Source organism: Bradyrhizobium sp. 1(2017) (assembly GCF_011602485.2).
Taxonomy (GTDB): Bacteria; Pseudomonadota; Alphaproteobacteria; order Rhizobiales; family Xanthobacteraceae; genus Bradyrhizobium.
This window is the reverse complement of record NZ_CP050022.2, coordinates 3,742,716-3,768,359: the sequence shown is the minus strand read 5'-3', so window position 1 is coordinate 3,768,359 and position 25,644 is coordinate 3,742,716. Positions and strand designations below refer to the sequence as shown.

The 25,644-nt window shown below is 64.6% G+C and carries 33 protein-coding genes; 14 read left to right on the top strand and 19 right to left on the bottom strand.

The features are described 5' to 3' along the window. The first annotated feature begins 70 nt into the window (after positions 1-70). Together HAP40_RS17665 and HAP40_RS17660 are read left to right on the top strand one after the other, a co-directional pair. Positions 71-1,405, top strand: a complete 1,335-nt coding sequence (locus tag HAP40_RS17665; RefSeq protein ID WP_246741084.1) for an amidase — start codon at positions 71-73, stop codon at positions 1,403-1,405. Beyond that, positions 1,402-1,572 carry a hypothetical protein gene (locus tag HAP40_RS17660; RefSeq protein ID WP_166816607.1) on the top strand — a complete coding sequence of 57 codons (171 nt, stop codon included), beginning with the start codon at positions 1,402-1,404 and terminating at the stop codon, positions 1,570-1,572. The genes HAP40_RS17665 and HAP40_RS17660 overlap by 4 nt, the downstream gene beginning before the upstream one ends. A 339-nt stretch (positions 1,573-1,911) precedes the next feature. On the opposite strand, the gene HAP40_RS17655 is transcribed toward HAP40_RS17660, so the two are convergent. Beyond that, complete coding sequence (locus HAP40_RS17655; protein WP_166816608.1) at positions 1,912-2,610, bottom strand: winged helix-turn-helix transcriptional regulator; 699 nt, start codon at positions 2,608-2,610, stop codon at positions 1,912-1,914. Between the two features lie 106 nt (positions 2,611-2,716). On the opposite strand from HAP40_RS17655, the gene HAP40_RS17650 reads away from it, so the two are divergent. Beyond that, entirely contained in the window at positions 2,717-4,171 is a 1,455-nt protein-coding gene (locus HAP40_RS17650; RefSeq protein WP_166816609.1) for an FAD-binding oxidoreductase, read from the top strand. A 195-nt stretch (positions 4,172-4,366) separates the two neighbouring features. On the opposite strand, the gene HAP40_RS17645 is transcribed toward HAP40_RS17650, so the two are convergent. Together HAP40_RS17645 and HAP40_RS17640 are read right to left on the bottom strand one after the other, a co-directional pair. Next, complete coding sequence (locus HAP40_RS17645; protein ID WP_166816610.1) at positions 4,367-5,071, bottom strand: hypothetical protein; 705 nt, start codon at positions 5,069-5,071, stop codon at positions 4,367-4,369. A 308-nt stretch (positions 5,072-5,379) separates the two neighbouring features. Then, complete coding sequence (locus HAP40_RS17640) at positions 5,380-5,529, bottom strand: hypothetical protein (RefSeq protein ID WP_166816611.1); 150 nt, start codon at positions 5,527-5,529, stop codon at positions 5,380-5,382. 107 nt (positions 5,530-5,636) lie between these two features. Between HAP40_RS17640 and HAP40_RS17635 the strand changes: the two genes are divergently transcribed. Beyond that, positions 5,637-6,095: a hypothetical protein gene (locus HAP40_RS17635; RefSeq protein WP_166816612.1), complete on the top strand. Its 459-nt coding sequence runs from the start codon at positions 5,637-5,639 to the stop codon at positions 6,093-6,095. A gap of 1 nt (position 6,096) precedes the next feature. Here the strand turns inward: HAP40_RS17635 and HAP40_RS17630 are convergent, their stop codons facing one another. The 4 genes from HAP40_RS17630 to HAP40_RS17615 form a co-directional block, all read right to left on the bottom strand. After that, positions 6,097-6,918, bottom strand: a complete 822-nt coding sequence (locus HAP40_RS17630; protein WP_166816613.1) for a tetratricopeptide repeat protein — start codon at positions 6,916-6,918, stop codon at positions 6,097-6,099. 32 nt (positions 6,919-6,950) lie between these two features. Beyond that, positions 6,951-7,634 (bottom strand): substrate-binding domain-containing protein, encoded by a 684-nt coding sequence (locus tag HAP40_RS17625; RefSeq protein WP_166816614.1) that lies wholly within the window; start codon positions 7,632-7,634, stop codon positions 6,951-6,953. 33 nt (positions 7,635-7,667) lie between these two features. Beyond that, positions 7,668-8,369, bottom strand: coding sequence for a GrlR family regulatory protein (locus tag HAP40_RS17620; RefSeq protein WP_166816615.1), 702 nt, complete (start codon positions 8,367-8,369; stop codon positions 7,668-7,670). A gap of 199 nt (positions 8,370-8,568) precedes the next feature. Next, entirely contained in the window at positions 8,569-9,603 is a 1,035-nt protein-coding gene (locus HAP40_RS17615) for a glutamine synthetase beta-grasp domain-containing protein (RefSeq protein ID WP_166816616.1), read from the bottom strand. A gap of 540 nt (positions 9,604-10,143) precedes the next feature. On the opposite strand from HAP40_RS17615, the gene HAP40_RS17610 reads away from it, so the two are divergent. Continuing rightward, positions 10,144-10,347, top strand: coding sequence for a DUF2735 domain-containing protein (locus HAP40_RS17610; protein ID WP_166816617.1), 204 nt, complete (start codon positions 10,144-10,146; stop codon positions 10,345-10,347). Between the two features lie 111 nt (positions 10,348-10,458). Here HAP40_RS17610 and HAP40_RS17605 read toward each other — a convergent pair whose 3' ends face one another. Further along, positions 10,459-10,785 carry an MliC family protein gene (locus tag HAP40_RS17605; RefSeq protein ID WP_166816618.1) on the bottom strand — a complete coding sequence of 109 codons (327 nt, stop codon included), beginning with the start codon at positions 10,783-10,785 and terminating at the stop codon, positions 10,459-10,461. 72 nt (positions 10,786-10,857) lie between these two features. On the opposite strand from HAP40_RS17605, the gene HAP40_RS17600 reads away from it, so the two are divergent. Next, entirely contained in the window at positions 10,858-11,601 is a 744-nt protein-coding gene (locus HAP40_RS17600) for a tyrosine-protein phosphatase (protein ID WP_166816619.1), read from the top strand. A 17-nt stretch (positions 11,602-11,618) separates the two neighbouring features. On the opposite strand, the gene HAP40_RS17595 is transcribed toward HAP40_RS17600, so the two are convergent. Continuing rightward, positions 11,619-12,347 (bottom strand): SGNH/GDSL hydrolase family protein, encoded by a 729-nt coding sequence (locus HAP40_RS17595; RefSeq protein ID WP_246741085.1) that lies wholly within the window; start codon positions 12,345-12,347, stop codon positions 11,619-11,621. 129 nt (positions 12,348-12,476) lie between these two features. Here HAP40_RS17595 and HAP40_RS17590 point away from each other — a divergent pair, with 129 nt between their 5' ends. From HAP40_RS17590 to HAP40_RS17580, 3 genes are all read left to right on the top strand, one after another. Next, positions 12,477-13,157: an SDR family oxidoreductase gene (locus HAP40_RS17590; RefSeq protein ID WP_166816621.1), complete on the top strand. Its 681-nt coding sequence runs from the start codon at positions 12,477-12,479 to the stop codon at positions 13,155-13,157. Positions 13,158-13,255: 98 nt separating this feature from the next. Further along, a complete protein-coding gene (locus tag HAP40_RS17585; protein ID WP_166816622.1) occupies positions 13,256-13,942 on the top strand; it encodes a DUF2161 domain-containing phosphodiesterase in 687 nt (228 codons plus the stop codon). A gap of 95 nt (positions 13,943-14,037) precedes the next feature. Continuing rightward, entirely contained in the window at positions 14,038-14,343 is a 306-nt protein-coding gene (locus HAP40_RS17580) for a hypothetical protein (RefSeq protein WP_166816623.1), read from the top strand. A 59-nt stretch (positions 14,344-14,402) separates the two neighbouring features. Here HAP40_RS17580 and HAP40_RS17575 read toward each other — a convergent pair whose 3' ends face one another. Both HAP40_RS17575 and HAP40_RS17570 read right to left on the bottom strand, forming a co-directional pair. Continuing rightward, positions 14,403-15,008 (bottom strand): GNAT family N-acetyltransferase, encoded by a 606-nt coding sequence (locus HAP40_RS17575; protein WP_166816624.1) that lies wholly within the window; start codon positions 15,006-15,008, stop codon positions 14,403-14,405. 152 nt (positions 15,009-15,160) lie between these two features. Beyond that, positions 15,161-15,559 (bottom strand): PaaI family thioesterase, encoded by a 399-nt coding sequence (locus HAP40_RS17570; RefSeq protein ID WP_126258398.1) that lies wholly within the window; start codon positions 15,557-15,559, stop codon positions 15,161-15,163. A gap of 118 nt (positions 15,560-15,677) precedes the next feature. On the opposite strand from HAP40_RS17570, the gene HAP40_RS17565 reads away from it, so the two are divergent. After that, a complete protein-coding gene (locus HAP40_RS17565; RefSeq protein ID WP_166816625.1) occupies positions 15,678-16,466 on the top strand; it encodes a cobalamin-binding protein in 789 nt (262 codons plus the stop codon). A gap of 114 nt (positions 16,467-16,580) precedes the next feature. Here the strand turns inward: HAP40_RS17565 and kynU are convergent, their stop codons facing one another. The 5 genes from kynU to HAP40_RS17540 form a co-directional block, all read right to left on the bottom strand. Beyond that, the gene (kynU, locus tag HAP40_RS17560) at positions 16,581-17,783 is read right to left on the bottom strand and encodes a kynureninase (protein WP_166816626.1); all 1,203 of its coding nucleotides are present in this window, start codon (positions 17,781-17,783) and stop codon (positions 16,581-16,583) included. A gap of 8 nt (positions 17,784-17,791) precedes the next feature. Beyond that, positions 17,792-18,631: a tryptophan 2,3-dioxygenase gene (gene kynA / locus HAP40_RS17555; protein ID WP_166816627.1), complete on the bottom strand. Its 840-nt coding sequence runs from the start codon at positions 18,629-18,631 to the stop codon at positions 17,792-17,794. A 33-nt stretch (positions 18,632-18,664) separates the two neighbouring features. After that, positions 18,665-19,474 carry an alpha/beta hydrolase gene (locus HAP40_RS17550; RefSeq protein WP_166816628.1) on the bottom strand — a complete coding sequence of 270 codons (810 nt, stop codon included), beginning with the start codon at positions 19,472-19,474 and terminating at the stop codon, positions 18,665-18,667. A gap of 332 nt (positions 19,475-19,806) precedes the next feature. After that, complete coding sequence (locus HAP40_RS17545; protein ID WP_166816629.1) at positions 19,807-21,084, bottom strand: ArgE/DapE family deacylase; 1,278 nt, start codon at positions 21,082-21,084, stop codon at positions 19,807-19,809. A 56-nt stretch (positions 21,085-21,140) separates the two neighbouring features. Beyond that, positions 21,141-21,866: a pyridoxamine 5'-phosphate oxidase family protein gene (locus tag HAP40_RS17540; protein WP_166816630.1), complete on the bottom strand. Its 726-nt coding sequence runs from the start codon at positions 21,864-21,866 to the stop codon at positions 21,141-21,143. 72 nt (positions 21,867-21,938) lie between these two features. Between HAP40_RS17540 and HAP40_RS17535 the strand changes: the two genes are divergently transcribed. Beyond that, complete coding sequence (locus HAP40_RS17535; protein ID WP_166816631.1) at positions 21,939-23,426, top strand: PLP-dependent aminotransferase family protein; 1,488 nt, start codon at positions 21,939-21,941, stop codon at positions 23,424-23,426. A gap of 66 nt (positions 23,427-23,492) precedes the next feature. After that, a complete protein-coding gene (locus tag HAP40_RS17530; RefSeq protein WP_166816632.1) occupies positions 23,493-23,738 on the top strand; it encodes a DUF6719 family protein in 246 nt (81 codons plus the stop codon). Between the two features lie 12 nt (positions 23,739-23,750). On the opposite strand, the gene HAP40_RS17525 is transcribed toward HAP40_RS17530, so the two are convergent. Next, positions 23,751-24,113, bottom strand: a complete 363-nt coding sequence (locus tag HAP40_RS17525) for a hypothetical protein (protein ID WP_166816633.1) — start codon at positions 24,111-24,113, stop codon at positions 23,751-23,753. Positions 24,114-24,148: 35 nt separating this feature from the next. Then, positions 24,149-24,313: a hypothetical protein gene (locus tag HAP40_RS17520; protein WP_166816634.1), complete on the bottom strand. Its 165-nt coding sequence runs from the start codon at positions 24,311-24,313 to the stop codon at positions 24,149-24,151. Between the two features lie 59 nt (positions 24,314-24,372). Between HAP40_RS17520 and HAP40_RS17515 the strand changes: the two genes are divergently transcribed. Together HAP40_RS17515 and HAP40_RS17510 are read left to right on the top strand one after the other, a co-directional pair. Then, positions 24,373-24,717, top strand: coding sequence for a hypothetical protein (locus tag HAP40_RS17515; RefSeq protein WP_166816635.1), 345 nt, complete (start codon positions 24,373-24,375; stop codon positions 24,715-24,717). A gap of 12 nt (positions 24,718-24,729) precedes the next feature. After that, positions 24,730-24,939 carry a hypothetical protein gene (locus HAP40_RS17510; protein WP_166816636.1) on the top strand — a complete coding sequence of 70 codons (210 nt, stop codon included), beginning with the start codon at positions 24,730-24,732 and terminating at the stop codon, positions 24,937-24,939. Here HAP40_RS17510 and HAP40_RS17505 read toward each other — a convergent pair. Further along, complete coding sequence (locus tag HAP40_RS17505; RefSeq protein ID WP_166816637.1) at positions 24,929-25,477, bottom strand: CreA family protein; 549 nt, start codon at positions 25,475-25,477, stop codon at positions 24,929-24,931. The two genes, HAP40_RS17510 and HAP40_RS17505, sit on opposite strands and share 11 nt — an antisense overlap. Between the last annotated feature and the right edge of the window lie 167 nt (positions 25,478-25,644).

Genomic DNA, 25,644 nt, shown 5'->3' with positions numbered 1-25,644 from the left:
GCGCATGAGTCTCAACGCGCTCGGTCTCACCGAAGCCGCAGCCGGCATCCGCGACGGCCGGTTCAGCTCGGTGGAGCTCGTCGGCGACTGTCTCAGGCGCATCGACGAGGTCGATCACGATATCCAGGCGTGGGCGTTCCTCGATCGCGACCACGCGATGCAGCAGGCCGAGGCTGCTGACGATCATCGCAAGCATGGCAAGGCTGTGGGCCCGCTGCATGGCGTGCCCCTGGGCATCAAGGATATCTTCGACACGGGCGACATGCCGACGGAATTCGGATCGGATCTGTGGGCCGGACGCACGCCGCGCCGCGATGCGGCGGCCGTTGCGCGCCTGCGGGCGGCAGGAGCCGTGATCCTCGGCAAGACGGTGACAACCGAGTACGCGTACTACAATCCTGGCAAGACCCGAAATCCGCACAACGCGGCTCACACGCCCGGCGGATCGTCCTCGGGCTCCGCTGCGGCCGTAGCGGCGCTGATGGTGCCAGGTGCCATCGGCTCGCAGACCAACGGCTCGGTGATCCGTCCTGCCGCCTTCTGCGGTGTGGTCGGCTTCAAGCCCACGCATGGCCTCATTCCGCGCAGCGGCGCGCTCGAATTGTCGCGCACGCTCGATCATGTCGGCGTGTTTGGGCGCAGCGTCGCGGACGTGGCCCTGCTCGCCGAGGTCCTGGTCGGCTTCGATCAGGAGGATCCGGACACCCGGCCTGTGGCGTGTCCGCCCTTCTCCGCCGTAGCGGCGAGCGAGCCGCCGTTGCCGCCGCGATTTGCCTTCGTGCGCTCTCCGGTCTGCGACCAGGCCGAGCCGGTGACGCTTGATGCCTTTGCCGAGCTCGTCGGCGCCCTGGGTGACGGGTCGAGCGACGTCGAGCTTGGGCCCAGCTTCGATCAGGCCGTCGATATGCACCGGATCATCATGGAAGTTGATATGGCGCACAATTTGCGGCGCGACTACCAACGAGGCGGCGACAGACTGAGCACACGGCTGCGGCAGGCGATCGAGCGCGGCCGCGCGCATCTCGCGCTGGATTATCGCAACGCGCTGTCCGGGATTGCGCCGCTCAACCAGGCGCTGGACCATATCTTCGACGAATACGACGCGATCCTGACGCCCGCAGCGCCGGGCGCGGCGCCAGGAATCGAGACGACCGGCAACCCGATTTTCTGCACGCTTTGGACCTATCTCGGCGTCCCCGCCATCAGTTTGCCGTTGATGAGCTCCGAAACCGGCCTTCCGCTGGGCGTCCAGCTTGTCGGCCGCCGCGGCAACGATGCCCGCCTCTTGCGCACGGCGCACTGGCTTGTCAGGACTATCGGACGCACCGGTCGTGGCACTCGGCGCAAAGTCTCGAGCGCCGGCGCGACATCGGCTCCCGCTGCGGAGAAAAGGAAAGTGCGATGACCAATGTGATCACCGGAATCATCGGGCTCGCGCTTGTGATGACATTTCTTGGAATCCTGGTGGCTTGGATCAAGGCCATCCCGCTCATCATCATTGTTGTGGCCGTCATGATCCTGGCCGTGATCGATTTCGTGCGATCCCTGCGGGCGAACGGCGTGCGTCGCTAGAGCATGACCCGGAAAAGTGTGCAGCGGTTTTCCCTCGCGACAAACGCCGAACGCGTTTGCGCGGAGATCATGCTCAAACAATAACCTGAAGCGCGATGGCGATTCATCCTAATCTCATCGCGCTTTGGCTGCCGGGCTGGCAGGAAGAATCTTCGCTTTGCGGCATTGGCCGGAGCAACCATTCGGCCTGTTTACGCGGCACGATAGCTGTGTGCAGGTGTGGGCATATTACGGCATTGAGAACGTTGCGTCCGCCCGTGTCCAATGTCGCCTATTGGGCCCCATAGCCGGCCCTGTAGCGCAGCCTACCGACCGTCAGCTTTTGACGCCAAGCGGACATCAGGCGGCGGAGCTCGTAGAGGCGCGAGAGACCGGCCTGACGTGCGCGAACATGCTGCGGGCGTTCCAGGTTGGGAACGCTCTTATCAGCGACGGCGGGCCGTCGAGTTGGATGCGGCCCTCGCCGGTGGCTTGGGCCCAGGTGAGCTGGCCGGCATGCCATTTGACGAATGCTTCCGCTTCCGCCGTGATGTAGAGATCCTCTTCGAAGCCGGGGTTTGTCTTGCAGATCTCGGTGTCTCCGAGTTCGATGAGTAGCCAATAGCGCTCGCGGCGCGGGCGGCCGGTGAAGTCGAAGCGGATGACGACGCGTCGATCCGGGAGCCGGTCTTGGCGGAGCGCGTTACACATCGACCACAGGGCCACAAAGGGGTCGAGGTGCTCGGAGGCGATCTCGAGCCAACGCGCACCCCACTCGCCGAGCGACTGACAGACCGTGAAGAGATCGTGGCCTGCGGACGTGAGCTCGTAGCGGTGCCCGCGCCCGTCGGACTTGAATGCCGACTCGACGATACCGACCCGTTCGAGCTGCTTGAGCCGTTGCGAGAGCAGGGTACGGGAGAGTCCGGGCGTGCCCTCCAAGATCTCGCTGAAGTTTCCGCAGCCAAGGTGCAGGTTGCGGATGATCAGAGGTGTCCAGCGCTCGGCGAAGATCTCGGCGCCACGAGCGATGGGACAATATTGGCCATACGTCCTCATGAGCCCAGTGTCCCACACCCGCCTTCGGCTTTGAAGTCCAGATTCTTGACTATGCGACGGTGGCTCGCCGTGGTCCGATCTCGCCTCTCGAAGAGAGGAGGACGCCATGACAACACCAATGCCCGCGGAAGTCAGCCAGCGCAGCAAGGGGCCACCCCTCGTGGAGATCGACGGGTTCCGAGGCCGGCTAATCAGTGCCGACCACGCCGACTACGACAGCGCCCGTGCAGTCTGGAACGGTGCCATTGACCGGCGCCCGCACCTAATCGCCCGATGCATCGGGACCGCCGACGTGGTCGCGGCCGTGCGTTTCGCCCGCAACCACGATCTAGGGATTGCTATACGGGGCGGAGGCCACAACGTGGCGGGCACTGCCGTTTGCGACAACGGGATCGTCATCGACCTCTCGGCGATGCGGGGCGTCCGCGTCGATCCCGCCGATCGCAGGGCCTGGGTGCAGGGCGGCGCGCTGTGGGGCGACGTCGACCACGAGACGCAGGCGCACGGTTTGGCCACCACCGGCGGAATCGTGAGCCACACCGGCGTCGCCGGGCTCACCCTCGGCGGAGGCCTCGGCTGGCTGATGCGCAAGCACGGCCTTACGGTCGACAATCTGCTCGCCATTAACCTCGTAATGGCCGACGGCGGGCTGTTGCGGGTGTCCGAGGACGAGCACCCCGATCTGTTCTGGGCGTTGCGGGGCGGCGGGGGCAACTTCGGCGTGGTCACCTCGTTCGAATTCCGCCTCCACCCCGTCGGCCCCACCGTCCTGGCCGGGCCCATCCTCTGGGATGCGACCGACGCCGCGGAGGTCCTGCGCCTCTACCGCGACTTCATCGCAGACGCGCCTGACGAACTCGGCACGGTCGTAAGGTTCGGCACCGCGCCGCCGCTAACGGTCATTCCCGAAAATTTGCACTGGCGCCCAGTGGTGATGGTTGGTGCCTGCTACGCCGGGCCGATCGAGGAAGGTGAGCGGGTGCTCCGCCCGCTCCGCGCATCCCGGACTCCCCTCCTCGACCTCGTCGGGCCCGCGCCGTACGTGGGATTCCAGAGCGCGCTCGACTCGACTGTCGTCCACGGTTGGAATTACTACTGGAAGTCCACCCACCTCCCCGAGGTCCGCGACGACCTCATTGACGTGATCACCGAGCACGCGTTCTCCTCCTCGTCACCGCGGTCGTACGCGGCGATGTTCCATCTGAAGGGAGCAGTGAGACGAACAGCCGAGGGCGCGACGGCATTCGGGAACCGGCAAGCGTCGCACGCAATCACGCTCGATGCTGTGTGGCGGTCCGGAGAGGATTTCGGCGACCGGGACACGGCATGGACGAGGCAGTTCTTCGCCGCCCTCCGCCCCTTCCGCCAGGGCGTTTACGTCAACTTCCTCGGCGGCGACGAAGATCCGGGCCGGGTCCGCGAGGCGTACGGCGACGCCGTCTATGACCGGCTGGTGGACGTAAAGACCACGTACGACCCCGAGAACGTCTTTCACCACAACCAGAACATCCGCCCCCGCGCCGGGACGCGGATCATCGGGCCCACCAAGGCGCCACACTAGCGCTGGAGGCGGGGATTTCGGGAGCCGGCCGCGGCGCCGAGTAGGCGTACACAACGCCGGGACGCTCAGCAAATGAGCGTCTCTACCGTGATCCCTCTGCGCTTGCCCACGCCAGCTTGTGGCCCCAAGGCGGAGATCCAGTGCTCGACTTCGATGTCGCCTTCTAAGAGCCGACGCTACGAAATTGTAAGTAACCTACGCGCTTCTCATCAGCTTGAGCGAGGCCGCAAGGCGCAGGCTCCGCTTGCCCGCGAGCGCGATGCCTTCGAGCTCGCCGCTGTCGGCCCTGCAGGTGCCGGAGAAGCCGATCCCGACCTCGAAGCCGCCAAAGACGGGGTTGTCGCCTTTTGCCGGCGTATGCTCCTGATTCAGCATCTCGCCCTTCCAGCGGCCGTCCGCCGAGGAGTACGAGCCGAGATAGTAGAAGAACGCATCGCCGCCGAGGATGCGGCCGTCGATCAGCAGCATGACGCCGGAGAGGCCGGCATCGACCCCATCGAGCGCGCGCAAGCTCATCCCGTAGAGCCCGTTGGCGATGCCGCCCTGCCCGATCGTGCCGCGTGGCGGCAGCGCCCCGTCATCGAGCCGCGTGAGATTGGCCCAGAAATGGGCGCCCGGCATCGTGTTCGCACCGCCCTGAAGACGGATCTCGTTGCCGACCAGCCGGCCGCGCGCCCCGATCGAGGCGACGTCCGCCCCCATCAGCGGCTTGTAGTTGGGATCGAGGTTATGCCGCTCGGTGATCACCTCGGCGATGACCTCGCCGTCGCGCTCGACATAGGTGCCAAGATGCGCAAAGCCCGAATTGCCGCCGAGCATCTTGCCGTCATGCAGACACATGATGCTCCGACCGAACGCATCATTGACGCCGTATTCAACCTTGTAGAGCCCGTCCAGCAATGTTCTGAACCCGCAAAACCAAAAAATATTGCCGGCTACCTAGCATCATCGCCGCACTGAGGCCACCCTGCTTTTCCGCGCAGGGGCCGCTTGGGGTACGTTTGCTGCCAGGATGTCATCATGCCCCTGTTTTGCCCGACACGTCAAGTCGATTTCGCAAAATCCGCAATTCCTGGACCATTCGTCATCGGCAATTCCCAGCGCCTTGGCGCCTCCCTGGAGCCTCTGACATTTCAACCACTTGGCTACTGTGCATGGGGTTGTTTTTTGACTTTTCATGTCCGGCTTGCTGCAAGACCTCGGACGCGTCAGTGACGCTTGAAGTACTGCACTTCGCGCTCGTGCTTTTCGGCGGCCGCACGGCTCTTGAAGGTACCGAGGTTGCGGCGCTTGCCGGTCTTGGGATTCGCCTTGCGTGAATACAGACGATATTCACCCGATGCGAGCTTGCGGATCATGGTTGCATCTCCCGGTATGCCCATGGCAACGACCGGCACATGGTCCGGTTCCTCGAAGCGCCTCGGCCGGCTTCGAACCCGCCGGTACAGGCGCGCGACCAAGCGGCATGGATACGCCACAGCCATCAGCCCAGGACGAGCTCGGCGCCATCATCGCCGTCGCCGCGAAGCAGCCATTGCTCGATGCCGCCTACGAGCTCTGGCGCCAGCGTTACCGCCTGGACACAATCGCGGGCCATCCGACTGCCGAAGAGGTCCGCATCAATCGCACCCTCACGCAGGAGCAGTTCGGCGCGAAATACCGAAGGGAACGCGACCGCGCCCATGAAGGGCCGATGTTCGGCCATGTGAAGCGCGCCCATCCGGGCGCCGACGATCAGGCGATCCGGCAGGCCATCATCACGGCGGTCAAGTTCGAGGACGCCTACAACAAGCATTTCGACTGGAACGGCGATTTCTGGGATTGCGTGGTGCGCGCGGTGGCGCAGGCCGCACGGAAATATCCCGACTATCTCGAGACCACCTATCGCGATGCCCGCAACGATCTCGCCTACTACATGAAGTGATTTAGAAGCACAGCGTGGTGACGAGCTTGCCCTGCTTGTCCTTGATCGCGTAGGGACAGCGCAAGCGCTCCAGCGCCTTCTTGGCATCGTCGTCACCGAGCGCCGCAGCGCGCTCGTAAAAGGCCTTTGCGGCGTCCTTGTCCTTCGGACCGCCGCGGCCTTCCTGCGCGAAGGCGCCCATCCGCTCCAGCGCTCCGGGATGGTTTTGCGCCGCGGCCTTCTCGAACAGCGCGCGCGCCGCGGCATCGTCCTTTGCGCCGCCTGCGCCCTCGGAGAGCATCAGGCCGAGCTGATACTGTGCCTCCGCATTGGTCTCGGCGGCCTTGCCAAGCAGTGCGCGTGCCTGCGCGGGATCGGCGGGCGCGCTGCCGCCTGCGCCGCCGAGCGCCGCGAGATTGCTGACGCCGCGGGGATTGCCGGCTTGCGCCGCCTTCTCGAACAGTTTTCGCGCTTGCGCTTCGTCCTTGGCAACACCGGCGCCGGTGGCGTAGGCGACGCCGAGCTCGACCATGGCGGCGCTCGATCCCTTGTCGGCCGCCTTGCGCCAGGCCGCCATCGCCTCGGCCGTCTGCCGGTTGGCCGCATAGGCGCGGCCGAGCGCGAACATCGCGCGGCGCGAGGATGGTGCGGCCTGCTTGCAGAACTTGACGGCCGTCGCGATGTCGGACGCCGCGATGTCGGTTACGCCCTTCACGTCGGCCGGCTTGTCGGGATCGCTGGGGTCGGCCGCCAGGCGGTCGCAGAGCACGAGATCGGCCGACTGCGCTTGCGCCGCCGCAGGTACCGCGATCGCCAACAGCGTTGCGAGAAAATATGTGCGCATGACCGCTACGTTGCGTCGCCGCCCCGGCAAATTCAAGGCGCGAGTCCCGACTGACGCAGCACGGGCACGACATCGGGCGATGCCAGATAGCGCAGCAGCCGGTCCGCAGCTTCGGCATGTCTCGCATTCGCCATGCGGCCGGCCGAGAACACCGCCGGCGTCTGCAGTTCATGCGGGATCGGACCGATGACCTCGATGCCGCCGACCTGCTTCAGCTCGCTGATCTGCTGCACGGCGAGATCAGCCTCGCCGCTGACGAGCCGCTCCGCCGTAAAACCCTGCTCCACGACGGTGGCCTTGGCATTGACTTCGGCCGCAATGCCCATTCGCACGATCAGCTGCGCGAAGTACACGCCGCTGGCGCCGAGCCGCGAATAGGCGACCGATCGCGCCGCGAGCAGCGTCTTGCGCAGCGCGGCCTCGCTGGCGATGTCGGGATACGCCTGCCCTGCCCGCACGGCGATGCCGACATAGGAGCGTGCGAGGTCGGCCGCACCGTCGGCAACAACGCGGCCCTCGCCAAGCATCTCGTCGAGCCCCTCGCGCGTGAGGATGACGAGATCGGCGGCCTCACCGGCGCGCAACCGCTTGAGCAGCGCCAGGGTCGGCGCGAAATCGGCATCGACATGGATGCCGCTGCTGGCCTCGAAGGCGGAGGACAGGCTGCGCATCGCGCCCATCAGGCCGAGCGTCGAGAGCATGCGCACGTTTTCCATGTCCGCGTCCAATATGTCCACTTCCAATCGCAATCAGGCGCGGTGCATCAGCTTGAGCGCGGCGGTCAGGCGCAGACTGCGCTTGCCGGCCAGTGCAGCCGCCTCCAGCACAGCCTGGTCCGCATCATACGTGCCGGAGAAGCCGATCCCGACCTCATGGCCGCCGAAGATCGGATCGTCCTTGGCCGGCGTGTGTTCCTGATTGAGGATCTGGCCCTTCCAGCGCCCCTTCGCGGCGGTATAGCTGCCGAGATAATAGAACGCGGCATCGCCGCCGAGGATGCGGCCCTGATTGAGCAGCATCACGCCGGTGAGGCCGCCATCGAGACCGTCGAGCATGCGCAGGTGGATCGAGTAGAGGCCGTCGGTGATGCCGGCCTCGCCGACGCCGCCTGCGATCGGCATGTCCTCCTCCGTGATCGGCGTCATCAGCGACTGAAACGGTACGCCCGGCAGCTCCTTGAGCTCGCCCTTCAAGCGGTAGAGATCGCCGTCGGGCCAGCCCTTCGCGATCAAGGTCGCATCGTCGGTGCCCGCCATGGCGCGGTAGTTCGGATCCGGGTTGTGGCGGACGGTCTTGATCACGATGTCGACGCCGGCTTCGGTCTTCTCGTAGGTGCCGATATGGGCGAAGGCCGAATTGCCGCCGAGCAGCTTGCCGTTGCCGGCATGCATCACGGCCCGGCCGACGTTGTCGCCGAGCTGAAATCTCACCGTGTAGAAGCCTTCAATCACCAGCCGTGTCCCCGGCCCTGCGCCGCATGCGAAGGCAGTCTATCCCGCATTCGGGGGCGATGGACAAGCTTTGCGCGGGCCGGGACCGGCGGGCCATGGCAACCGCCGTCATCAGAATGCAAAAATCCGCCGGAGCCTTGCAGCTCCGGCGGATTGAGAGCCAACCCGGGCCAGCCCCCCAGCCCGGGCCGGGAGGATCTTAGGCCGCGGCCTTCTTGTCAGCCGGGACCGACGCGATCGTCTTCAGGATCTGCGAAGCGATCTGGTATGGGTCGCCTTGCGAGTTCGGACGACGGTCCTCCAGATAACCCTTGTAGCCATTGTTGACGAAGGAGTGCGGCACGCGGATCGAGGCACCGCGGTCGGCAACGCCGTAGCTGAACTTGTTCCAGGGCGCGGTCTCGTGCTTGCCGGTCAGACGCTTGTCGTTGTCCGGGCCGTAGACGGCGATGTGGTCCATCAGGTTCTTGTCGAAGGCGGCCATCAGGGCCTCGAAGTACTCCTTGCCGCCGACCGTGCGCATGTACTCGGTCGAGAAGTTGGCGTGCATGCCGGAGCCGTTCCAGTCGGTGTCGCCGAGCGGCTTGCAGTGGAATTCGATGTCGATGCCGTACTTCTCGGTGAGGCGCAGCATCAGGTAGCGGGCCATCCACATTTCGTCAGCGGCCTTCTTGGAGCCCTTGCCGAAGATCTGGAATTCCCACTGGCCCTTCGCGACTTCCGCGTTGATGCCTTCATGGTTGATGCCGGCAGCAAGGCAGAGGTCGAGATGCTCTTCGACGATCTTGCGGGCGACGTCGCCGACGTTAGAATAGCCGACGCCGGTGTAGTACGGGCCCTGCGGCGCCGGATAGCCTGACGTCGGGAAGCCGAGCGGGCGGCCGTCCTTGTAGAAGAAATACTCCTGCTCGAAGCCGAACCAGGCGCCGGAATCGTCGAGGATGGTGGCGCGCTTGTTGGACGGATGCGGGGTCTTGCCATCAGGCATCATGACTTCGCACATCACCAGCACGCCGTTGGTGCGCGCGGCGTCCGGGAACACGGCGACCGGCTTCAGCACGCAATCGGAGCTGTGACCTTCGGCCTGCTGCGTGGAGGAGCCATCGAAGCCCCAGAGCGGAAGCTGCTCGAGCGTCGGGAACGACGCGAATTCCTTGATCTGAGTTTTGCCGCGCAAATTCGGAGTCGGCGTATATCCGTCGAGCCAGATGTACTCGAGCTTATACTTGGTCATTGAGCCTCTCTGTAGATGATGCGAAAGGTTGGGGGCCTGGCGGCCCCCGAACGTTTTGTACCCGGCCATCATCGGCCGGCCGTCTACAAGCATTTGTCGTGCCAAAAGGCCGCAGTCCTGGAGGTTTTCCACCGCGGCCGGTCGCGGCTCGCCGTTGACCTCGCGCCTGCGGCGGCGTGCGTCATAGCCGCGCACCTTCGCGTGAAGCTGCACCGCAAAAACCCCGCGAAATCCGCCCGATTCTGAAGCAGGCGGCGGAGTTCCAGAAGTTGCCGATCAATCGCGCATCAACGTCCAGCAACTTTCGTAAAGTCTGACGGCCCTGCCCAGCAACCTTTGGAATGGCCTGGGCGTTGGTCACCAACACGGTGCCTTGGGAGATGCAGCGGGCGACCTGCCTACAAATTGGGCGGCAACTGATTTCCTTTTCAGCACTTTCCAATTCGGGATGCGTGGCCGATATGGGGATTCCAGTAACCACAATCGAACGAGTCGGGCGCACCATGGAGGCCAAGGCGCTTTGACCAAGGAGAAATCGCAATGATGAACAATGGTCTGAGTCACGGATCTGCGAAGATCTATCAATTCCCTGCCGGGGGCCGCGCGGCTCTCGCCGGACGCCGCCATGGCGAGACCCGCCTTCCTGCCGACCACGCGCCGCTTCCCGCGAACGTCTCGATCTGCAGTGACAGCTGGTACCACCAGGAAGCGGTCGACGAAGCCAAGCCGAAATGGGACCGCTGATGCCTGTGGCCGGTTTATACCGCCACGCCCTCGCAAGCACCCGGCGGCAGCTCCCGAAAAGGGTCGAAACAACGATGTTTCGACCCTTTTTGATTCCCGGAGATTGCCCGCCTAGATTCCGGGCTTTTCAATCACCGCGCAGGCCGTGACCGGCCGCTTCAGGTGCTTCACCGTGGTAGCCCCGGTCTTGGGAATCCTCAGTGTCACTCCCGCCCCCGAATAGCGCGCCCCCGAAACCGCCAGCCGCCTGGCCAGCGTGACCGGCTCGCCGTCGATCTGGAGAAAGGCGCGCTTGTCCCCGTCATAAAACCCGACGATGAACTGCGTACCATCGACACAGCGATAGGTCCGGAACGATTGTGCGTCGGCCGGCCGGATGTCCAAAATTCCGGCCAACAGCGTGGCGATGACCAAAACAATGGCCTTGTGTCGGTCCATGTTCGACCCCTGTAATGGACTTTAAGGACGCCGCAGTGCATCCGTTGGAACCATAACCCAAGCCGATCCCCCATGTCAGACTCCCCTTCCCGCCACCTCGCCCTGCAAGGCGCCAGCAATTTTCGCGATCTCGGCGGCTATCCGACGGCCGACGGCCGCACCACGCGCTGGCGCCACATCTTCCGCTCCAACCATCTCGGCCAGCTCACGGCCGCCGATGTCGAGATCGTTCGCGCGCTCGGCGTCCGAAGCGCATTCGATTTTCGTGGCGTGGAGGAGCGCGCGGCCGGCATCTGCGTCGTCAACGAGATCACGGTTCATTCGCTGCCGATCGAGCCGACGGTGGTCGCCGCGCTACGCACCGAGCTTGCGAGGGGCACGCTGACGGCACCGGTCGCGCTGGAGCTCATGCGCGAATCCTATCGCAACTACGTTCGCCACAACACGCACAGCTTTCGCAACTTGTTTGGCCATCTTCTGGAAGACCGCGCGCCGCTCGTGATCCATTGCACGGCGGGCAAGGACCGCACCGGCTTTGCCAGCGCGCTGATCCTGCATGCGCTCGGTGTGCCCGACGAAATCATTGCCGAGGACTATTTGCTCACCAACCAGCACTACAAGCGCGATGCGACCGCTGCCATCGACCTGCCGGAGGACGTCCGCAATGCCATCGGCAGCGTCGAAGCCTCGTACCTTGCCGCCGCGTTCGAAGCCGTCGGCCAGGAATATGGCGATATCGAAACCTATTTGCGCGACGCCCTCAAGCTCGGCGCGGCGGAGCGGACGGCGCTGAAGGAGCGCTATCTCAAGTCGTAAGCTGAAGCAGCGTTATCTCAAATCAGACACGGGCATCTTTGAGTCACGCCGGTGGCCTTGAGGATCGCTGAACGAAGAGCGCGGGCAACCTGCATGGTGCTCCAGTCGCTCTGGTGCAGCTTCAACTCGTCGTCCGGAGCGAGCAACTGCTCGAACGACGCATTGTCGTAAACGTGCCAGTGCCGCATCAAGGCCCAACGCTGGAACAGATTCACCTTGGCGCTTTGCGCTGCGGACCGGATCGCGGAGACCATCTTCTCCGAGAGTTCAGCATTGTCGTCGAACAGCATCGCCGTCACGTACTGGGGATCGATCAATATGATGTCCATGGTCGGGTGACCGCGCAGGAGCTCCAATCCCTCGACGATCTTCTCGACCACCTCATCGAAGTCAAACTGCTCCTTGCGAAAGACGACGTTGGTTCCGACCTGCCAGAGCACCAGCGAAGGATTGTCAGCGAAGATGTCGCCGTCGAACCGGGCCACCTCCTGCGGCGCATCTTCACCGCCCTTGCCGCGGTTGAGCACCTCGATCCGGATGTCTCGACGAGGATCATCATCCTTGTAGTGCTTTCTCAGATACAGCTCGAGCCGCGGGGGATATGCAACGACATTGCCGAGCCCAGCGGTCGAGGACGACCCCATCGCCACGATGCGCACGGGCCCCTTTCCGCTTAATGCCTTCCTGAAATTCTCCAGCGGATACTGCAGATCAACGATTGCGGTGGGAAACTCGATGGTCGGCAAATTGTCAGGCATGAGACAACCTCCTCAACGATCTAAAGTTGCATCTATAGCCCGGCCTTGAAGTTGCCGCCATTGCAAGCGCAATCAACCCTGCGCGATGGTCGGCGCAGGGAAACGACGGAGAGCGTTGTGCAGGGAAAAGTGATTATCGTAACCGGTGCGCTCGGCGCGCTTGGCAAGGTGGTTGCCACCACCGCGCAAACGCGCGGCGCGCGCGTCGCCGGCATCGATCACGCCCCTTCGCAAGCCCAAGCAACGCCTGACAGCATCGAGATCGGCGGCGTCGACCTCTCCGACGCCACGCAGGCGAAGACGGCAGTCGAGACGGCGGCCAAGCACTTTGGCAGGCTCGATGCCCTGATCAACATCGCGGGCGGCTTCGCCTTCGAAACCGTTGGCGACGGCGCCGTCGCGACGTGGCAGCGCATGCATGCGCTGAACGTCCTGACCGCGCTCAACGCCTCGCGCGCGGCGCTGCCGCACCTCGCCGCCTCCAGGGCCGGCCGCATCGTCAATATCGGCGCCATCGGCGCGCTCCAGGCCGGCAGCGGCATGGGACCCTATGCGGCCTCGAAGGCAGGCGTGCATCGCCTCACCGAGGCGCTCGCCAATGAGTGGAAAGGCAAGGTCACGGTGAACGCGGTGCTGCCGTCGATCATCGATACCAGAGCCAACCGCGCAAACATGCCGAACGCGGACTTCTCCAAATGGGTGACGCCGCAGGAGCTCGCAGAAATCATCCTGTTCCTCGCCAGCGACGCCGCAAGCGGCATCACCGGCGCGCTGATTCCAGTGGGCGGACGGGTGTGAGAAAGGCCTCGCCGGCAGCCCCCAGCGGCGGCTCCGATTCAATCTGAGCCGAGAAGGCTCTAGACTGCTCCCGAGTGATTCTCAGACCGGACATTTCCTTGGAAACCGCGCTTTACCTGCCCGTCAAACGCTTCCTCGAAGAGCTCGGCTTCACCGTCAAGGGCGAGATCGGCGGCTGCGATCTCGTCGGCCTCAGCGCCGGCGATCCACCGGTCGTCGTGATCGGCGAGCTTAAGCTCGCCTTCAATCTCGAGCTGGTCCTCCAGGCGGTCGACCGCGCGCCGGCTGGCGACGAGGTCTGGATCGCGGCGAAGATGTCGTCCCGCGGCAAGGGACGCGAGAGCGACGCGCGCTATCGCAATCTCTGCCGCCGCCTCGGCTTCGGCATGCTCGGGGTCACCGATCGCGGCCAGGTCGAGGTGCTGGTGAAGCCGCCAACGGCGGCGCCGCGCCGGGAGCCGAAAGTCCGCTCCCGCCTCGTCGCCGAACACCAGCGCCGTCAGGGCGATCCCGTGCTCGGCGGCAGCACCCGGTCGCCGATCATGACGGCCTATCGGCAGCAGGCGCTGGCCTGCGCCTCGGCGCTCGCCGAAGGCCCGCGGCGGGTGAGCGAGCTGCGCCAACGCTGTCCCGATGCCGGCAAGATCTTGCTTAACAATGTCTATGGGTGGTTCGAGCGGGCCGAACGGGGAATCTACGGACTGACCCAGGCAGGACACGCAGCACTGAAACGCTGGCCCCAGCAACGGATTGAGGCCAGCGCTGGTGTCACGTCACCGCCCTGACACCCGACCGGTGCATAGCTGAGATGCCACAGCGATTCCATATTGCAATGCAACATTCGCGGCACTAGGTATCCCGGCATCAAAACGAGGCCGTTATGAGCGCAGACTGGAATACCAAATATGGCACGCGGCGCGTGCGCCACGACCCGCCCACCCTGGACGAGGCGATCTTCGCCGCCATCGGCATTACCGACGACCAGGAGCAGCAGGCCGAGATCGCTGCAGCGCTGATGGGCATGCCGCTCGATGTCGTGCAGGCCGAAGTCAAGAAGCAGGCCCGCACCAATAGCCGCATCACCGCAACCCGGGTGATCGCCGGCGAACAGGGCGCGCAGCGCTCGGTCGTGGTGGAGCGCCGCGTCGTCCGCCGTTTCGGCAACGACAAGCGCACCGGCACTTAAGCGCCCATCGCACTACCCGAATACGGAAGCGGACCGGTCTTGCCGGTCCGCTTTTTGATTCACGCGGCGCGATTGCCATACATGCTGGAGATGATCTTCCAGCAGGTCGAGTTGAAGCTGAGCAAGGCCCGACCGGCCGTGAACGGCGAAGCCGCGAGATCGGCAAGCTCGGCTTCGGGCGTCTTGGCGAGATCGATCGTTCCGGTCGATTCGCCGTGCCGGAAAGCGAGGTCCGCTCCGAACTTCCGGGCGAGCGCCCGCATGGCATGATTCTCCGCCCCGGTGGTGATGCGCAGGCGCTTGTAGCCCTTCCAGCGCGCTTCCGCGATCAGGCGGCGGAACAGCACGCTGCCGACGCCCTGGCGGCGCGCGGAGGCCTCCACGCTGAAGGCGACCTCGGGCAGCGAGTCATCTTCCGGCGGATGCAGCTCGGCCGCGCCGCGGACCACGCCGTCGACGATGTACGCGACGATCACCGTGCCGTCTTCGGCGCAGCGGGCGGCGTAACGCTCAATGAAGCTGTCGTCGAGAAAACCGTTGAATCGGTCGTGCCGGCTGCCGGCGTCAAGTCGCAGCAGGTGATCGCGCAGAAGCGGCAATTCTTCCTGCTGGCTCAGGGTCCGCACATAGCTTGGAGCGGTGCGGACGGTCTCTTCAAGTACCACGTCAAAACTCCTCTTGGTGTCCCTCGAGGAGGCGTTCGAATCCCTAGGCCCCCTATATTGTGCATCGCACCATCACTTTCAAGACGGGAACCTGCCCAACTTAGCGGCACCAGAGACAAGCAATTCGTTAACGGAATCAAAGCTCCGTTGTCTTACAGGACCAGCTGCGTCTGGGTCACCACGGCCACCAGCTTGCCGTCCTCTGTCTCCAGCCGGGTGGTCCAGACCTGGGTCCGCCGGCCCCGGTGGACAGGGGTCGCGGTGGCGATGACCGTGGTTCCTTCCTTGGCCCCGCCGATGAAGTTGGTCTTGCTCTCCAGAGTCGTCGTGCCTTTGGCATCGTCCGGCAGGTTGATCACCGTCGCAGCCGCCCCGACGGAATCGGCCAGCGCCATCACCGCCCCGCCATGGATGGTGTGATGAAGCGTGCAGAGGTCCGGCCGAACCGTCATCCGCGCCACCACACGGTCCTTCCCTGCCTCGACGAACTCGACGCCCTTGAGCTCGGCGAACGGCATCTTCATCGCTTTGAGTTTCTCGAGCGGCGTCATCGGATCTCCTCCCAATTCCTTGTTGTCCCAGCGTGAATTGCTTCGCGCAGCAAAGCAATGACGTCCGAGGTAATGGACGGGCTGACAGCCGCGCGGACATTGTGCATAGGCTTCTCCCATGCGCCACTTCCCGCCCCGCCGCATCGTCTGCCTGACCGAAGAGACGGTCGAAACGCTCTATCTACTCGGCGAGCAGGACCGCATCGTCGGCGTCTCCGGTTATGCCGTCCGTCCGCCCCAGGTGCGGCGGGAGAAGCCGCGGGTGTCGGCGTTCGTGTCGGCGGACATTCCAAAAATCCTGGCACTGGAACCGGATCTGGTGCTGGCCTTCTCCGATCTGCAGGCCGGCATCGTCGCCGACCTCGTCCGTGCCGGCGTCGACGTCCATGTCTTCAACCAGCGCGACGTCGCCGGGATCTTGACGATGATCCGCACGCTCGGTGCGCTGGTCGGCGCGGCCGAGGGCGCGGAACACCTCGTTCAGGATCTTGAGCGGCGCCTCGCCGCGATCGCTGCAACGCCCCGCCCCGCGCCGCGCCCAAGAGTCTATTTCGAGGAATGGGACGATCCGCTGATCTCGGGCATCGGCTGGGTGTCCGAGCTGATCGAGATCGCCGGCGGCATCGATGTGTTTCCGGAGCTGCGATCACGGCAGGCCGCGAAGGACCGCATTGTCTCGACGGAGACGGTGCGGGACGCGGCGCCCGATGTGATCCTCGCCTCATGGTGCGGCAAGAAGGTCGTCCCTGCCCGCATCAGGCAGCGCGAGGGCTGGAGCGAGATTCCTGCGGTGCGCAACGACCGCATGGTCGAGATCAAGTCGCCGATCATCCTGCAGCCAGGACCTGCGGCGCTCACGGACGGGCTCGATGCGATCTTGAGCGCGCTGTGGGGCGAACGTCCCTGATCTCTCCGCCGTCATAGCGAGCGAAGCAAAGCAGTCCAGAGTGGCTTTGCGGAAGACTCCTGGGTTGCTTCGTCGTAAGAGCTGCTCGCAACGACGTGGAAAGACGCCCTTTCCTCACGTCACCGCGTTCACGACCTGATACTCCGGCCGTCGCCAAACCTCGCCTGTGATCACCTCTTCGATGATCTCGGCCGCCCGCACGATCTCGCTTTCGCCGATGTACAGTGGCGTGATGCCGAACCGCATGATGTCTGGCGCGCGGAAATCACCGATGACGCCGCGGGCAATCAGTGCCTGCATGGCGGCGTAGCCGCCATCGAAGGCGAAGGAGACCTGGGAGCCGCGGCATTCATGTGCGCGCGGTGTCACCAGCCTCAAGGATGGGCAACGGCGCTCGACTTCGGCGATCAGGAGATCGCCGAGCGCCAGCGAACGGGCACGAACCTCGGCGATATCGACCCTGTCCCAGATGTCGAGCGAGGCCTCCAGCGCAGCCATCGCCAACACCGGCGGCGTGCCGACACGCATGCGCTCGACACCGCCGGCCGCCGCATAGGCGAGCTCGAATGCGAACGGCTTTGCATGGCCCATCCATCCCGACAGAGCGGCACGCGCGCTGTCGACGTGGCGTGGCGCGACGTAGAGGAAAGCCGGCGCACCGGGACCGGCATTGAGATATTTGTAGGTGCAACCGGCGGCGAAATCAGCGCCGCAGCCGGCGAGATCGACCGGCAGCGCGCCGGCGGAATGCGCGAGATCCCAGACCGTGACGATCCCGAGCGCATGCGCCTTCGCGGTGAGCTTCGCCATGTCGTGTCGGCGTCCGGTGCGGTAATCGACCTCGGTGATGTAGAGGACGGCGACCTCTTCCGACAACGCGGCCTCGATCTCCTCCGGCGCGACCAGACGCAATTGATGGCCCCGCCCGAGCGTTTGAATCAGGCCCTCGGCCATGTAGAGGTCCGTCGGAAAATTTCCGGTATCGGATAAGACCGCCTTGCGCGAGGCATTCATGTCGAGCGCAGCCGCGAGCGCCTGATAGACCTTGAGCGACAGCGTGTCTCCGACCATTACGGAGCCTGCGCCCGCACCGATCAGCCGCGCGATGCGATCGCCGACATGGCGCGGCTGGGCATACCAGCCGGCGGTGTTCCAGGCGCGGATCAGCTCATTGCCCCACTCGTCGGTGATGACGCGGTTGACGCGCTCGGCAACGCCTGATGGCAGCGCGCCGAGCGAATTGCCGTCGAGATAGATCACGTCGCCCGGAAGATGGAACAACGCCCTGGTGTCGTCATAGACGCGAAGCCTGGCCATGAAGATCTCTACAGAATGGTGCGAACGCGCCAGAGCTCGGGAAACAGCTCGACCTCGAGCATCCGTTTGAGATAGCTGACGCCGCCGGTGCCGCCGGTGCCGCGCTTGAAGCCGATGACGCGCTCGACCGTCGTCACATGGTTGAAGCGCCAGCGCCGGAAATAGTCCTCGAAATCGACCAGCTTTTCGGCAAGCTCGTAGAGCATCCAATGCGTCTCCGGCGCCTCGTAGACGATACGCCAAGCCTGCAGCACGCCCTCGTTGAAGCCATGGGTCTCGCGGACGTCGCGCGAGAGCACAGCTGCGGGCATCTTGAGCCCGTTGCGGTCGGCGAGCCGCAGCACCTCGTCATAGAGACTGGGCGTCGCGAGCTCGGATTCGAGCAGTCTTGTCGTTTCCACATCGTGCGCGTGCGGCTTGAGCATGGCATGGTTGCGGTTGCCGAGCAGAAATTCGATCAGCCGGTATTGGCGCGACTGAAAGCCCGAGGACTGGCCGAGCTGCGAGCGGAAGCGGGTATATTCGCTCGGTGTCATGGTGCGCAGCACGTCCCAGGCACCGTTGAGCTGCTCGAAGATGCGCGACACCCGCGCCAGCATCTTCATCGCGGGCTGCACTTCGTCCCGCGCGATAGCCCGACGCGCGGCGCTGAGCTCGTGGATGGCAAGGCGCATCCACAGCTCCGTGGTCTGATGCTGGATGATGAACAGCATCTCGTCATGCGCTTCCGAGAGCGGATGCTGCGCCCCGAGGATCGCATCCAGCGCCAGATAGTTGCCATAGGACATGCGCCGGGCGAAATCCGTCTCGGCGCCTTCTCTTGCAGGATCGTAATCGCTGGACGTCATGACAGGTCCTTTCGATTGATCATCCCGGCTGCGTCAATCGAGGCCGATCAGGCGCGCAGTGATCGGGGACGACGGGTCCTTGAGCCCGTCGATCACCGTAAAATGGTTGAGCCCGGGATCGACGACAAGGCGCGTCGGCACGTCGAAACCGGTCCAGACATTTGCCATCAGGTCGGACTGGCGGATGAATTCGGGGCGCTCGCTGCCGCCGACCCAGGCGGTCACAGGCGACTGCCCGCGTGGCAGGTGCAGCGCCGCGCTTTCCAGCGTCGCCTCGTCCATCGTCATGCGCAGCGTCTCGTTCATCCTGGTCTTGAGCAGCGGACGCAGATCATGCAGGCCACTGATCGAGAGCGTGCCAGCGATGCGGTTGTAGACAGCGGGCTCGAGCCGGCTGTCGTCGCACAGCATGCGTGTGACGAGATGGCCGCCGGCAGAATGTCCAGCGAGCCGAATCGGTCCCGCGACCAGCGAGGCCGCCTTGGCGATCGCAGCCGTGACCTCGGCAGTGATGTCGGAGATGCGCGCGGCCGGCGTCAGCGTGTAGCTCGGCAGCGCCACCGTCCAGCCGTGATGCCGTGCGCCTTCGGCCAGATCGGTCCAGGTCGACTTGTCGAAGCGCATCCAGTAGCCGCCGTGGACGAAGACGACGAGGCCCTTGCTGTCACCGTCGGGCAGGATCAGGTCGAGGCGCTGGCGCTCACCGGGGCCGTAGGCGATGTCCGCACGAAACTCCTTCAGTCCGGCGCGGTACGCCGCCGCCTGCTCCGCCCACAGCGCCGGCATCTTGTCCGAGCCCGGGATATGGGCCGAATTGGCATAAGCGTCATCCCAATCGCGCATCGTTGTATCCACTCGTCCAGCGAACCAGACTCCAGTCTGCCACCGGCGGGGCCGCCATCCTAGTCTTTATTTTAAGCTTAAAGGATCTGGGCACGCCCGTGTTTCGCGCAGCGGGCGCGCCAGCCGCGATGCCGTAGGGTGGGCAAAGCGAAAGCGTGCCCACCGTCCACCTCGAGATGGAGGGAAAATGATGGGCATGGCGCAAGCGCGCCATTGCCCACCCTACCGGACTTTCATCCGTCAGTGTAGCGAAGCAATCCGGAAATCTAGCCGCGGCGGCAGCCTGGCTCGCTTCGTTGAAAGAGCTTCTCGCAATGACGGCGGAGAGAGGCCTACGCCTTCTCCACGCCGCACCACTCGGCGATGAACAGCGCCATCGCCTTGGTGGTCTTCTTCAGCGAGTCCAGATCGACGAACTCATTGAAGCCGTGCATCTCGCCGCCGCTTGCGCCGAAGCACAGGCTGGGGATGCCGTGGTTGAGGCCGTAGAAGCGGGTATCGGTGAGCGCGGTGAACACGAGGTCCTCGACGGCGCCGCCATAGACGGTATTGAAGGCCTTGCCGAACGCAGCCTCCGGCGCTGCAGCGTCGGTCAGCTCATACCCTTCCGACAGGAAGCCGGACCATTCGATCTGCGGCGGATTGTTGGCGAGAAAGCGATGGTTGCGCGCGGCGGCCGCGACGCAAGCCAAAATCTCCTTCTGGTGATCGGCGATCGACCAGCCCGGCAACACGGCGATGCGGCAATCGACGTCGCACCAGGCCGGGACGCTCGAGGCCCAGTCGCCACCCTTGATGATACCGGCGTTGAAGTTGATGGGATGGTTGAGCGTCTTGAAGTGCCGATCGGCCTTCGCGCGCTCGTTCCACTCGATCTCCAGCTTTTGCAGAGCCTGGATCAGATGATAGGCCGCCATGATCGCATTCGCCCCCGAGCCGGCGAAGGCCACGTGGGTCGGATGTCCCTTCACGCGCAGGCGGAACCAGATCACGCCGACCTGCGAGCGCACCATCTTGCCGCCGGTCGGCTCGGGAATGAAGCAGGCATCGGCGCGATAGCCGCGCTGCAGCGTCGAGAGCGCGCCGACGCCTGTGCTCTCCTCCTCGATCACGGATTGGAAGTGGACGCGTGCCGTCGGCCTGAAGCCGGCGGCCTTGATCGCATCGAGCGCATAAAGCGCGCCGATTGTGCCCGACTTCATGTCGCAGGCGCCGCGGCCGAACATCTTGCCGTCCTTGATGACGGGCGAGAACGGCGGCGTGTCCCACAATTCCAGCGGACCTGCCGGCACCACGTCGCAGTGCCCCTGCAGGATCAGCGATTTGCCGGCGCTCGTTTGCGGGCGATAGGTGCCCACCACCGAGCGCGCCTTGGAGAAATCGTGTTCGATCGGGCCGAAGCCGCGCAGATCCTTGAGGTCGTCGATATTGATGTGCCAGTCGTCGACCTCGTAGCCGCGCTCGCGCAGGAGATCGCCGATCATGTCCTGGCAAGGCCCCTCGGCTCCGCGGGTCGAGGGGATCGCAACGAAATTACGTGTGGTCGCAAGCTGGGCTTCGAAGCCGGCATCGACGGCGTCAAGAATCCGCTGCTGCGTTTCGGCATTCATCAGGCAACTCCAATCGGGCATTTCAGATCATCGATGGAGCCGCAAGCTAGCCGATTTCAACCGTTCGGGTACTCCACAAAATAAGCATCCCGCAATGCATCTTCGAGCAGTCGGCCTTCTGAATAGCCATTCAACGTCGCAGGCCGGCTGACGCCGTCGAGCAGGCGCGGACAAGGTTCGGGCGCGCCGAGCACGGTGCGCACCGGGATGCGCTCGGCATAAACAGGCAATTCGTAGTCCTCGTCGTCGTCGGCCACGCCCTTGGCCCGGACCTTGGCCGAAGCCTCCTCGATCTCCATCGCGATGAAGGAGGTCGCCTTGATCTCCTGCGTGTTGCTCTGGCGCAGGCTCGCCGTGCGACCTGGGAAAAAGCGGTCGACCATCGCGATCACCGCACGCCCCTTCTCTTCGGGGTCGGTGACGAGATAGGCCGTGCCGAACGCCATCACCGCACGGTAGTCGGCGGAATGGTTGAAGCCGCAGCGCGCCAGCACGAGACTGTCGAGATGGGCGACCGTCAGGCACACGCGCTCGCCCCTGGTCTGGTTGCGCAGCATGCGGCTGGCGCTGCTCCCATGCCAGTACAGCCTCGTCCCTTCGCGCCAGAAGAAGGTCGGCGTGCAATAGGGCTGGCCGTCGATGACGTAGGAGACGTGGCACAGCATCGAGGAATCCAGGATGCGGTGAACGGTCGCGTGATCATAGAAGCCGCGGTCATGACGCCGCTTCACCTGGTTGCGCGCTGACGTCGGATACGAACCTGAAATCTCAACCTGGCTCACGGCCACACCTCGGAATTGGAACGATAGAGGAGAGTTGTAGCGGCGGATTTGGTCTGCGATAGTTCCAATTCCATGCGAAAAATTCCGACCAATTCTCCCCCAGCGGGCAAGACCGCTTCGCTGTCGAAGCCCGAGCTGCCGCTCGACCTGACCGGGCCGCACATCACGGCGGACGCCTCCGCCGCGCACCGGCTTTATCAAGCCCTGTGCGAGATGATCGTGTCCGGTCTCGTCAGGCCCGGCGAGCCGCTTCCCCCGTCGCGGACATTGGCCAAGCAAACGGGCTTCCGCCGCAACGCCGTCGTTACCGCCTATGAACGGCTGATTGCCGACGGTTTTGCCGAAGCAAGAGTCGGCTCCGGCACCTTCGTCGCAGCGCAGATTCCGGCACGCGCGACCCAAACGAAGACGCCCATGGCCGTGATCGAAGCGCCGCGCCAAGGCGCATTCGCGCTCGGCTGCACCCATATCGACGAGCGCGCCGTGCAGCGCTTCCGCGCCTTCGTCGGCCGCCGCATGCGCGCGTTCGGGCCCGAGCATCTGCACTATGGCGATCCGCGCGGCAGCCGCGAGCTGCGCGCGGCGATCGCCGATCACCTGCTGTCGGCGCGAGGCCTGCGCTGCGACCCCGACCAGATCATGCTCACATCAGGCACGCTGCACGCGCTGCGCATCGTGCTGAGTGCCATCCTGAAGCCAAGCGATCGGGTCTGGTGCGAGGACCCCGGCTATCCGATCGTCCGCCGGACGATCGCTCAATGCGGCTATCGCACCGTGCCCATTCCCGTCGACGCGCACGGCCTGCAGGTGGCCAAAGGGCGCGCTGCAGCGCCGTCGGCGCGCGCGGCCTATGTCACGCCGTCGCACCAGTTCCCGCTGGGAGTCCAGATGTCGATGCCGCGGCGGCTCGAGCTGCTGGCGTGGGCGAAGCAGGCCGGCGCCTTCGTGCTGGAGGACGATTACGACAGCGAGTTCCGCTACGACGGCGCGCCGCTGATGTCACTTGCCGGCATCGATCACCTCCAGCGCGTGATCTATATGGGCACCTTCGCAAAGACCCTGTTTCCGGGCCTGCGCATCGGCTATTGCGCCCTGCCCGAGCGGCTGATCGGGGACGCGACCGCCGCGCGCGCCGCGCTCGACCGCTTTCCCGGCACGCTGATGGAAGGTGCCGTGGCCGACATGCTCAATTCCGGCGCCTTCGCCGCGAACCTCAAGCGCGTGCGCAAGCTCTATCGCGAGGCGCGCGATGCCCTGGCCGCGACGCTGCAAGCCAAGTCGGACGGGGCGCTATCGGTGCCGGTGCCGTCGCAAGGATTGCATCTTGTCGCGCGATTCGATCCATCGGTCGACCCGTTGTTGGCGGCAGAGGCGAAAGAGGCGGCTGGTGCGGAAGGCTGGCTCCTGGCCGATACCTATTCACGCACGCGCGCCCTGCCCGGCTTCGTGCTGGGATTTTCGGGGCATCCGGTTCCGCAGCTGGTGGCCTCGGCCGAACGGCTGGCGCGGGAATCGCGCTCAGCCCTGCGCGCCAGACGCAAATCGTCCCGGCGGGCGTGACGAAGCTTCACTATCAGAATCGCCTGCCGCTCCCTAAATTGCAGCATCGATGCCGGGATCCACACCATGCAGCTGCGCCGAGCGACTTGCCTTTCGCTTCTGACCTCCCTTGCTTTCGCCGCGACGGCGCATGCAGCAACGGTGGGCCGCGAGCAGGACATCGTAGATCTCAAACTCGGCCAGCGGGTGCTCGTGGATGATGGAACCTGTCCCGCCGGACAGGTCAAGGAAGTGCGCGGCGCGAAGATGACCGACAAGGGCGTGTCGCGGACCAGCGCCTGCGTGCCGCGCTACGGCCCGAAAACAAAGTGACGATCTGAATGGCTACTTCGCCGGGTCGAACATGCACTGCAAAGTCGGCTTGGCGATCTTGGTGAAGGTCGGGCCGATTTCGCCATGCTTGGACGTCGGCACCCAGGCAGTCTCGATCGTCGGCACGCCGGTCTCGCTGATGCCGCGCAGCAGCGCCTCGCGCAAATCGCGGTCCTCGACCACCGCGGCGGCATGGTCGTGCAGGCAAGTGCAAACCGCCTCCGGATGCTCCCAGCGTCCGAGCATGTGCGGCGCACACTGACGCACAAATTCGCCGCGCGGATCCGGCAACCTCGAGGGCGAGCGGACCTGCGCCTCAGCGGCACTGATGGTCAGGACTGCGATGAACGCCGCGGCGCAAAAGCGAACAAGCATGATGGCCATTGCCGGGTGATTGTCTTTGCTGGCGATCAGAGGCGCGAGGCGAGCACGATGGGCTGCGGCGCGGGAATCGTCAACGGCGAACCGCTGTACTGGAACGTGCCGACACCGGGCAGACTGCCGTCCGGCGCTCCTGCGAGCGAGGAGCCGGCGAGCACGAAACCGAAGGCAAGGATAAGGCTGAGCGTGCGCATGGTCTCGTCTCCAAATTCGTGGCCGGCGGTGCGCCGTCGTCGTTGTGAAGCTGATAACCATGGGCGGTTTCGGCCGTGATGCGCGAAAAGCGGAAAATGGTTTCGTCTTTCGCGAGAATTGTTTCGTCGCATTCGGGGCGACGAAACAATCGGCGGGAAATCCCAATCATTTCAAGCGGGTCGCGCCGCTGCCCAAAGCGGCCTTGCAAGTTCCCGCGCGGGCTTGGACGAACCTCGAACGCCGGCGCCGTCATGCGCCCGCCTTTCGGGCTTCACATGCATTTTACGTTTTTCTGCTGAAAGAAGCCGAACGAAGGCTGGGACCTGTCGAACCGGGGGCGCTTCGGCTGCGACCCAAGCCATCGAAATCAAGACGCCCGGAATCACCGGACGCATTCACGTGAGGGATGGCCATCATGATGGCGACAGATCGCGCAGCGACGCGCGAGGCGGAGCAACGGACGGGTCGCGGAGATCAACGCGCCGCCCACGCCAGCGTCAAATCAGCCGGCGAAATGGCGCTGCAATCGAACCGCGGCTTCGAAGCCGCGCCGCAGGCATTCGTGCGGCTGACCGGCTCGCATCTTGCCAGGCCGCGCGCCGGCCGCACCACCGTCAGTGAGTGAAGAACTCGCCGCACTTCTGGACGTTCGCGTCCGCCGGTCCCCACGGCATGATCGGCACGGTCGAGGTCGAGTTCTTCGGCGAACCTTCGATCAGCCTGTCGGAATAGACCATGTAGACCAGCACGTTGCGCTTGGTGTCACAGCCGCGCACGATCTGCATCTTCTTGAAGAACAGTGAGCGGCGCTGGCGGAACATGTCGTCGCCCTGCTCCATCTTGTTCTTGAACTTGATCGGGCCGACCTGGCGGCAGGCGAGCGAGATGTCCGAGACCTCCTCGGCAAGGCCAAGCCAGCCTTTGAAGCCGCCCTTCTCCGGCACCGTGAAATGACAGGCCACGCCCTCGACCTCGGGATCGTCGAGACCATAGGTCGCCAGCTTGTCGTTCGGGCTCATCCATTTGAAGACGGTCGAGCGGCGGAAGATCAGATCCGGCTCGTCGGCAGCTTGGGCAGACGCCGCCGGCGCAGCCAGGGCCAGGAGGAATAAAACGAGGCCTTTCAAGCGGATACCGGCAAGACCAGTGAAACGAGATGACATGAAGTTCTCCGGTAACAAGTCACCGCAATGTAGGAATACGACAGCCCGACAGGAAGACGACAGGCCGTCAGAGGCGGGCGCCGTTTACCGCTCTGTGAGGCTTTTTTGCTACGCCTCGGACAAATGTAGCTGAGCGCAGAACCGCGCTGCTGGTGAACGCGTATCCC

Coding starts and splice junctions, on each gene's coding strand:
- HAP40_RS17660 (WP_166816607.1), top strand. CDS start 1,402: ATGACCAATGTGATCACCGGAATCATCGGGCTCGCGCTTGTGATGACA.
- HAP40_RS17655 (WP_166816608.1), bottom strand. CDS start 2,610: ATGAGGACGTATGGCCAATATTGTCCCATCGCTCGTGGCGCCGAGATC.
- HAP40_RS17650 (WP_166816609.1), top strand. CDS start 2,717: ATGACAACACCAATGCCCGCGGAAGTCAGCCAGCGCAGCAAGGGGCCA.
- HAP40_RS17640 (WP_166816611.1), bottom strand. CDS start 5,529: ATGATCCGCAAGCTCGCATCGGGTGAATATCGTCTGTATTCACGCAAG.
- HAP40_RS17635 (WP_166816612.1), top strand. CDS start 5,637: ATGGATACGCCACAGCCATCAGCCCAGGACGAGCTCGGCGCCATCATC.
- HAP40_RS17630 (WP_166816613.1), bottom strand. CDS start 6,918: ATGCGCACATATTTTCTCGCAACGCTGTTGGCGATCGCGGTACCTGCG.
- HAP40_RS17625 (WP_166816614.1), bottom strand. CDS start 7,634: ATGGAAAACGTGCGCATGCTCTCGACGCTCGGCCTGATGGGCGCGATG.
- HAP40_RS17615 (WP_166816616.1), bottom strand. CDS start 9,603: ATGACCAAGTATAAGCTCGAGTACATCTGGCTCGACGGATATACGCCG.
- HAP40_RS17610 (WP_166816617.1), top strand. CDS start 10,144: ATGATGAACAATGGTCTGAGTCACGGATCTGCGAAGATCTATCAATTC.
- HAP40_RS17605 (WP_166816618.1), bottom strand. CDS start 10,785: ATGGACCGACACAAGGCCATTGTTTTGGTCATCGCCACGCTGTTGGCC.
- HAP40_RS17600 (WP_166816619.1), top strand. CDS start 10,858: ATGTCAGACTCCCCTTCCCGCCACCTCGCCCTGCAAGGCGCCAGCAAT.
- HAP40_RS17580 (WP_166816623.1), top strand. CDS start 14,038: ATGAGCGCAGACTGGAATACCAAATATGGCACGCGGCGCGTGCGCCAC.
- HAP40_RS17570 (WP_126258398.1), bottom strand. CDS start 15,559: ATGACGCCGCTCGAGAAACTCAAAGCGATGAAGATGCCGTTCGCCGAG.
- HAP40_RS17565 (WP_166816625.1), top strand. CDS start 15,678: ATGCGCCACTTCCCGCCCCGCCGCATCGTCTGCCTGACCGAAGAGACG.
- kynU (WP_166816626.1), bottom strand. CDS start 17,783: ATGGCCAGGCTTCGCGTCTATGACGACACCAGGGCGTTGTTCCATCTT.
- kynA (WP_166816627.1), bottom strand. CDS start 18,631: ATGACGTCCAGCGATTACGATCCTGCAAGAGAAGGCGCCGAGACGGAT.
- HAP40_RS17550 (WP_166816628.1), bottom strand. CDS start 19,474: ATGCGCGATTGGGATGACGCTTATGCCAATTCGGCCCATATCCCGGGC.
- HAP40_RS17545 (WP_166816629.1), bottom strand. CDS start 21,084: ATGAATGCCGAAACGCAGCAGCGGATTCTTGACGCCGTCGATGCCGGC.
- HAP40_RS17535 (WP_166816631.1), top strand. CDS start 21,939: ATGCGAAAAATTCCGACCAATTCTCCCCCAGCGGGCAAGACCGCTTCG.
- HAP40_RS17530 (WP_166816632.1), top strand. CDS start 23,493: ATGCAGCTGCGCCGAGCGACTTGCCTTTCGCTTCTGACCTCCCTTGCT.
- HAP40_RS17525 (WP_166816633.1), bottom strand. CDS start 24,113: ATGCTTGTTCGCTTTTGCGCCGCGGCGTTCATCGCAGTCCTGACCATC.
- HAP40_RS17520 (WP_166816634.1), bottom strand. CDS start 24,313: ATGCGCACGCTCAGCCTTATCCTTGCCTTCGGTTTCGTGCTCGCCGGC.
- HAP40_RS17515 (WP_166816635.1), top strand. CDS start 24,373: ATGGGCGGTTTCGGCCGTGATGCGCGAAAAGCGGAAAATGGTTTCGTC.
- HAP40_RS17510 (WP_166816636.1), top strand. CDS start 24,730: ATGATGGCGACAGATCGCGCAGCGACGCGCGAGGCGGAGCAACGGACG.
- HAP40_RS17505 (WP_166816637.1), bottom strand. CDS start 25,477: ATGTCATCTCGTTTCACTGGTCTTGCCGGTATCCGCTTGAAAGGCCTC.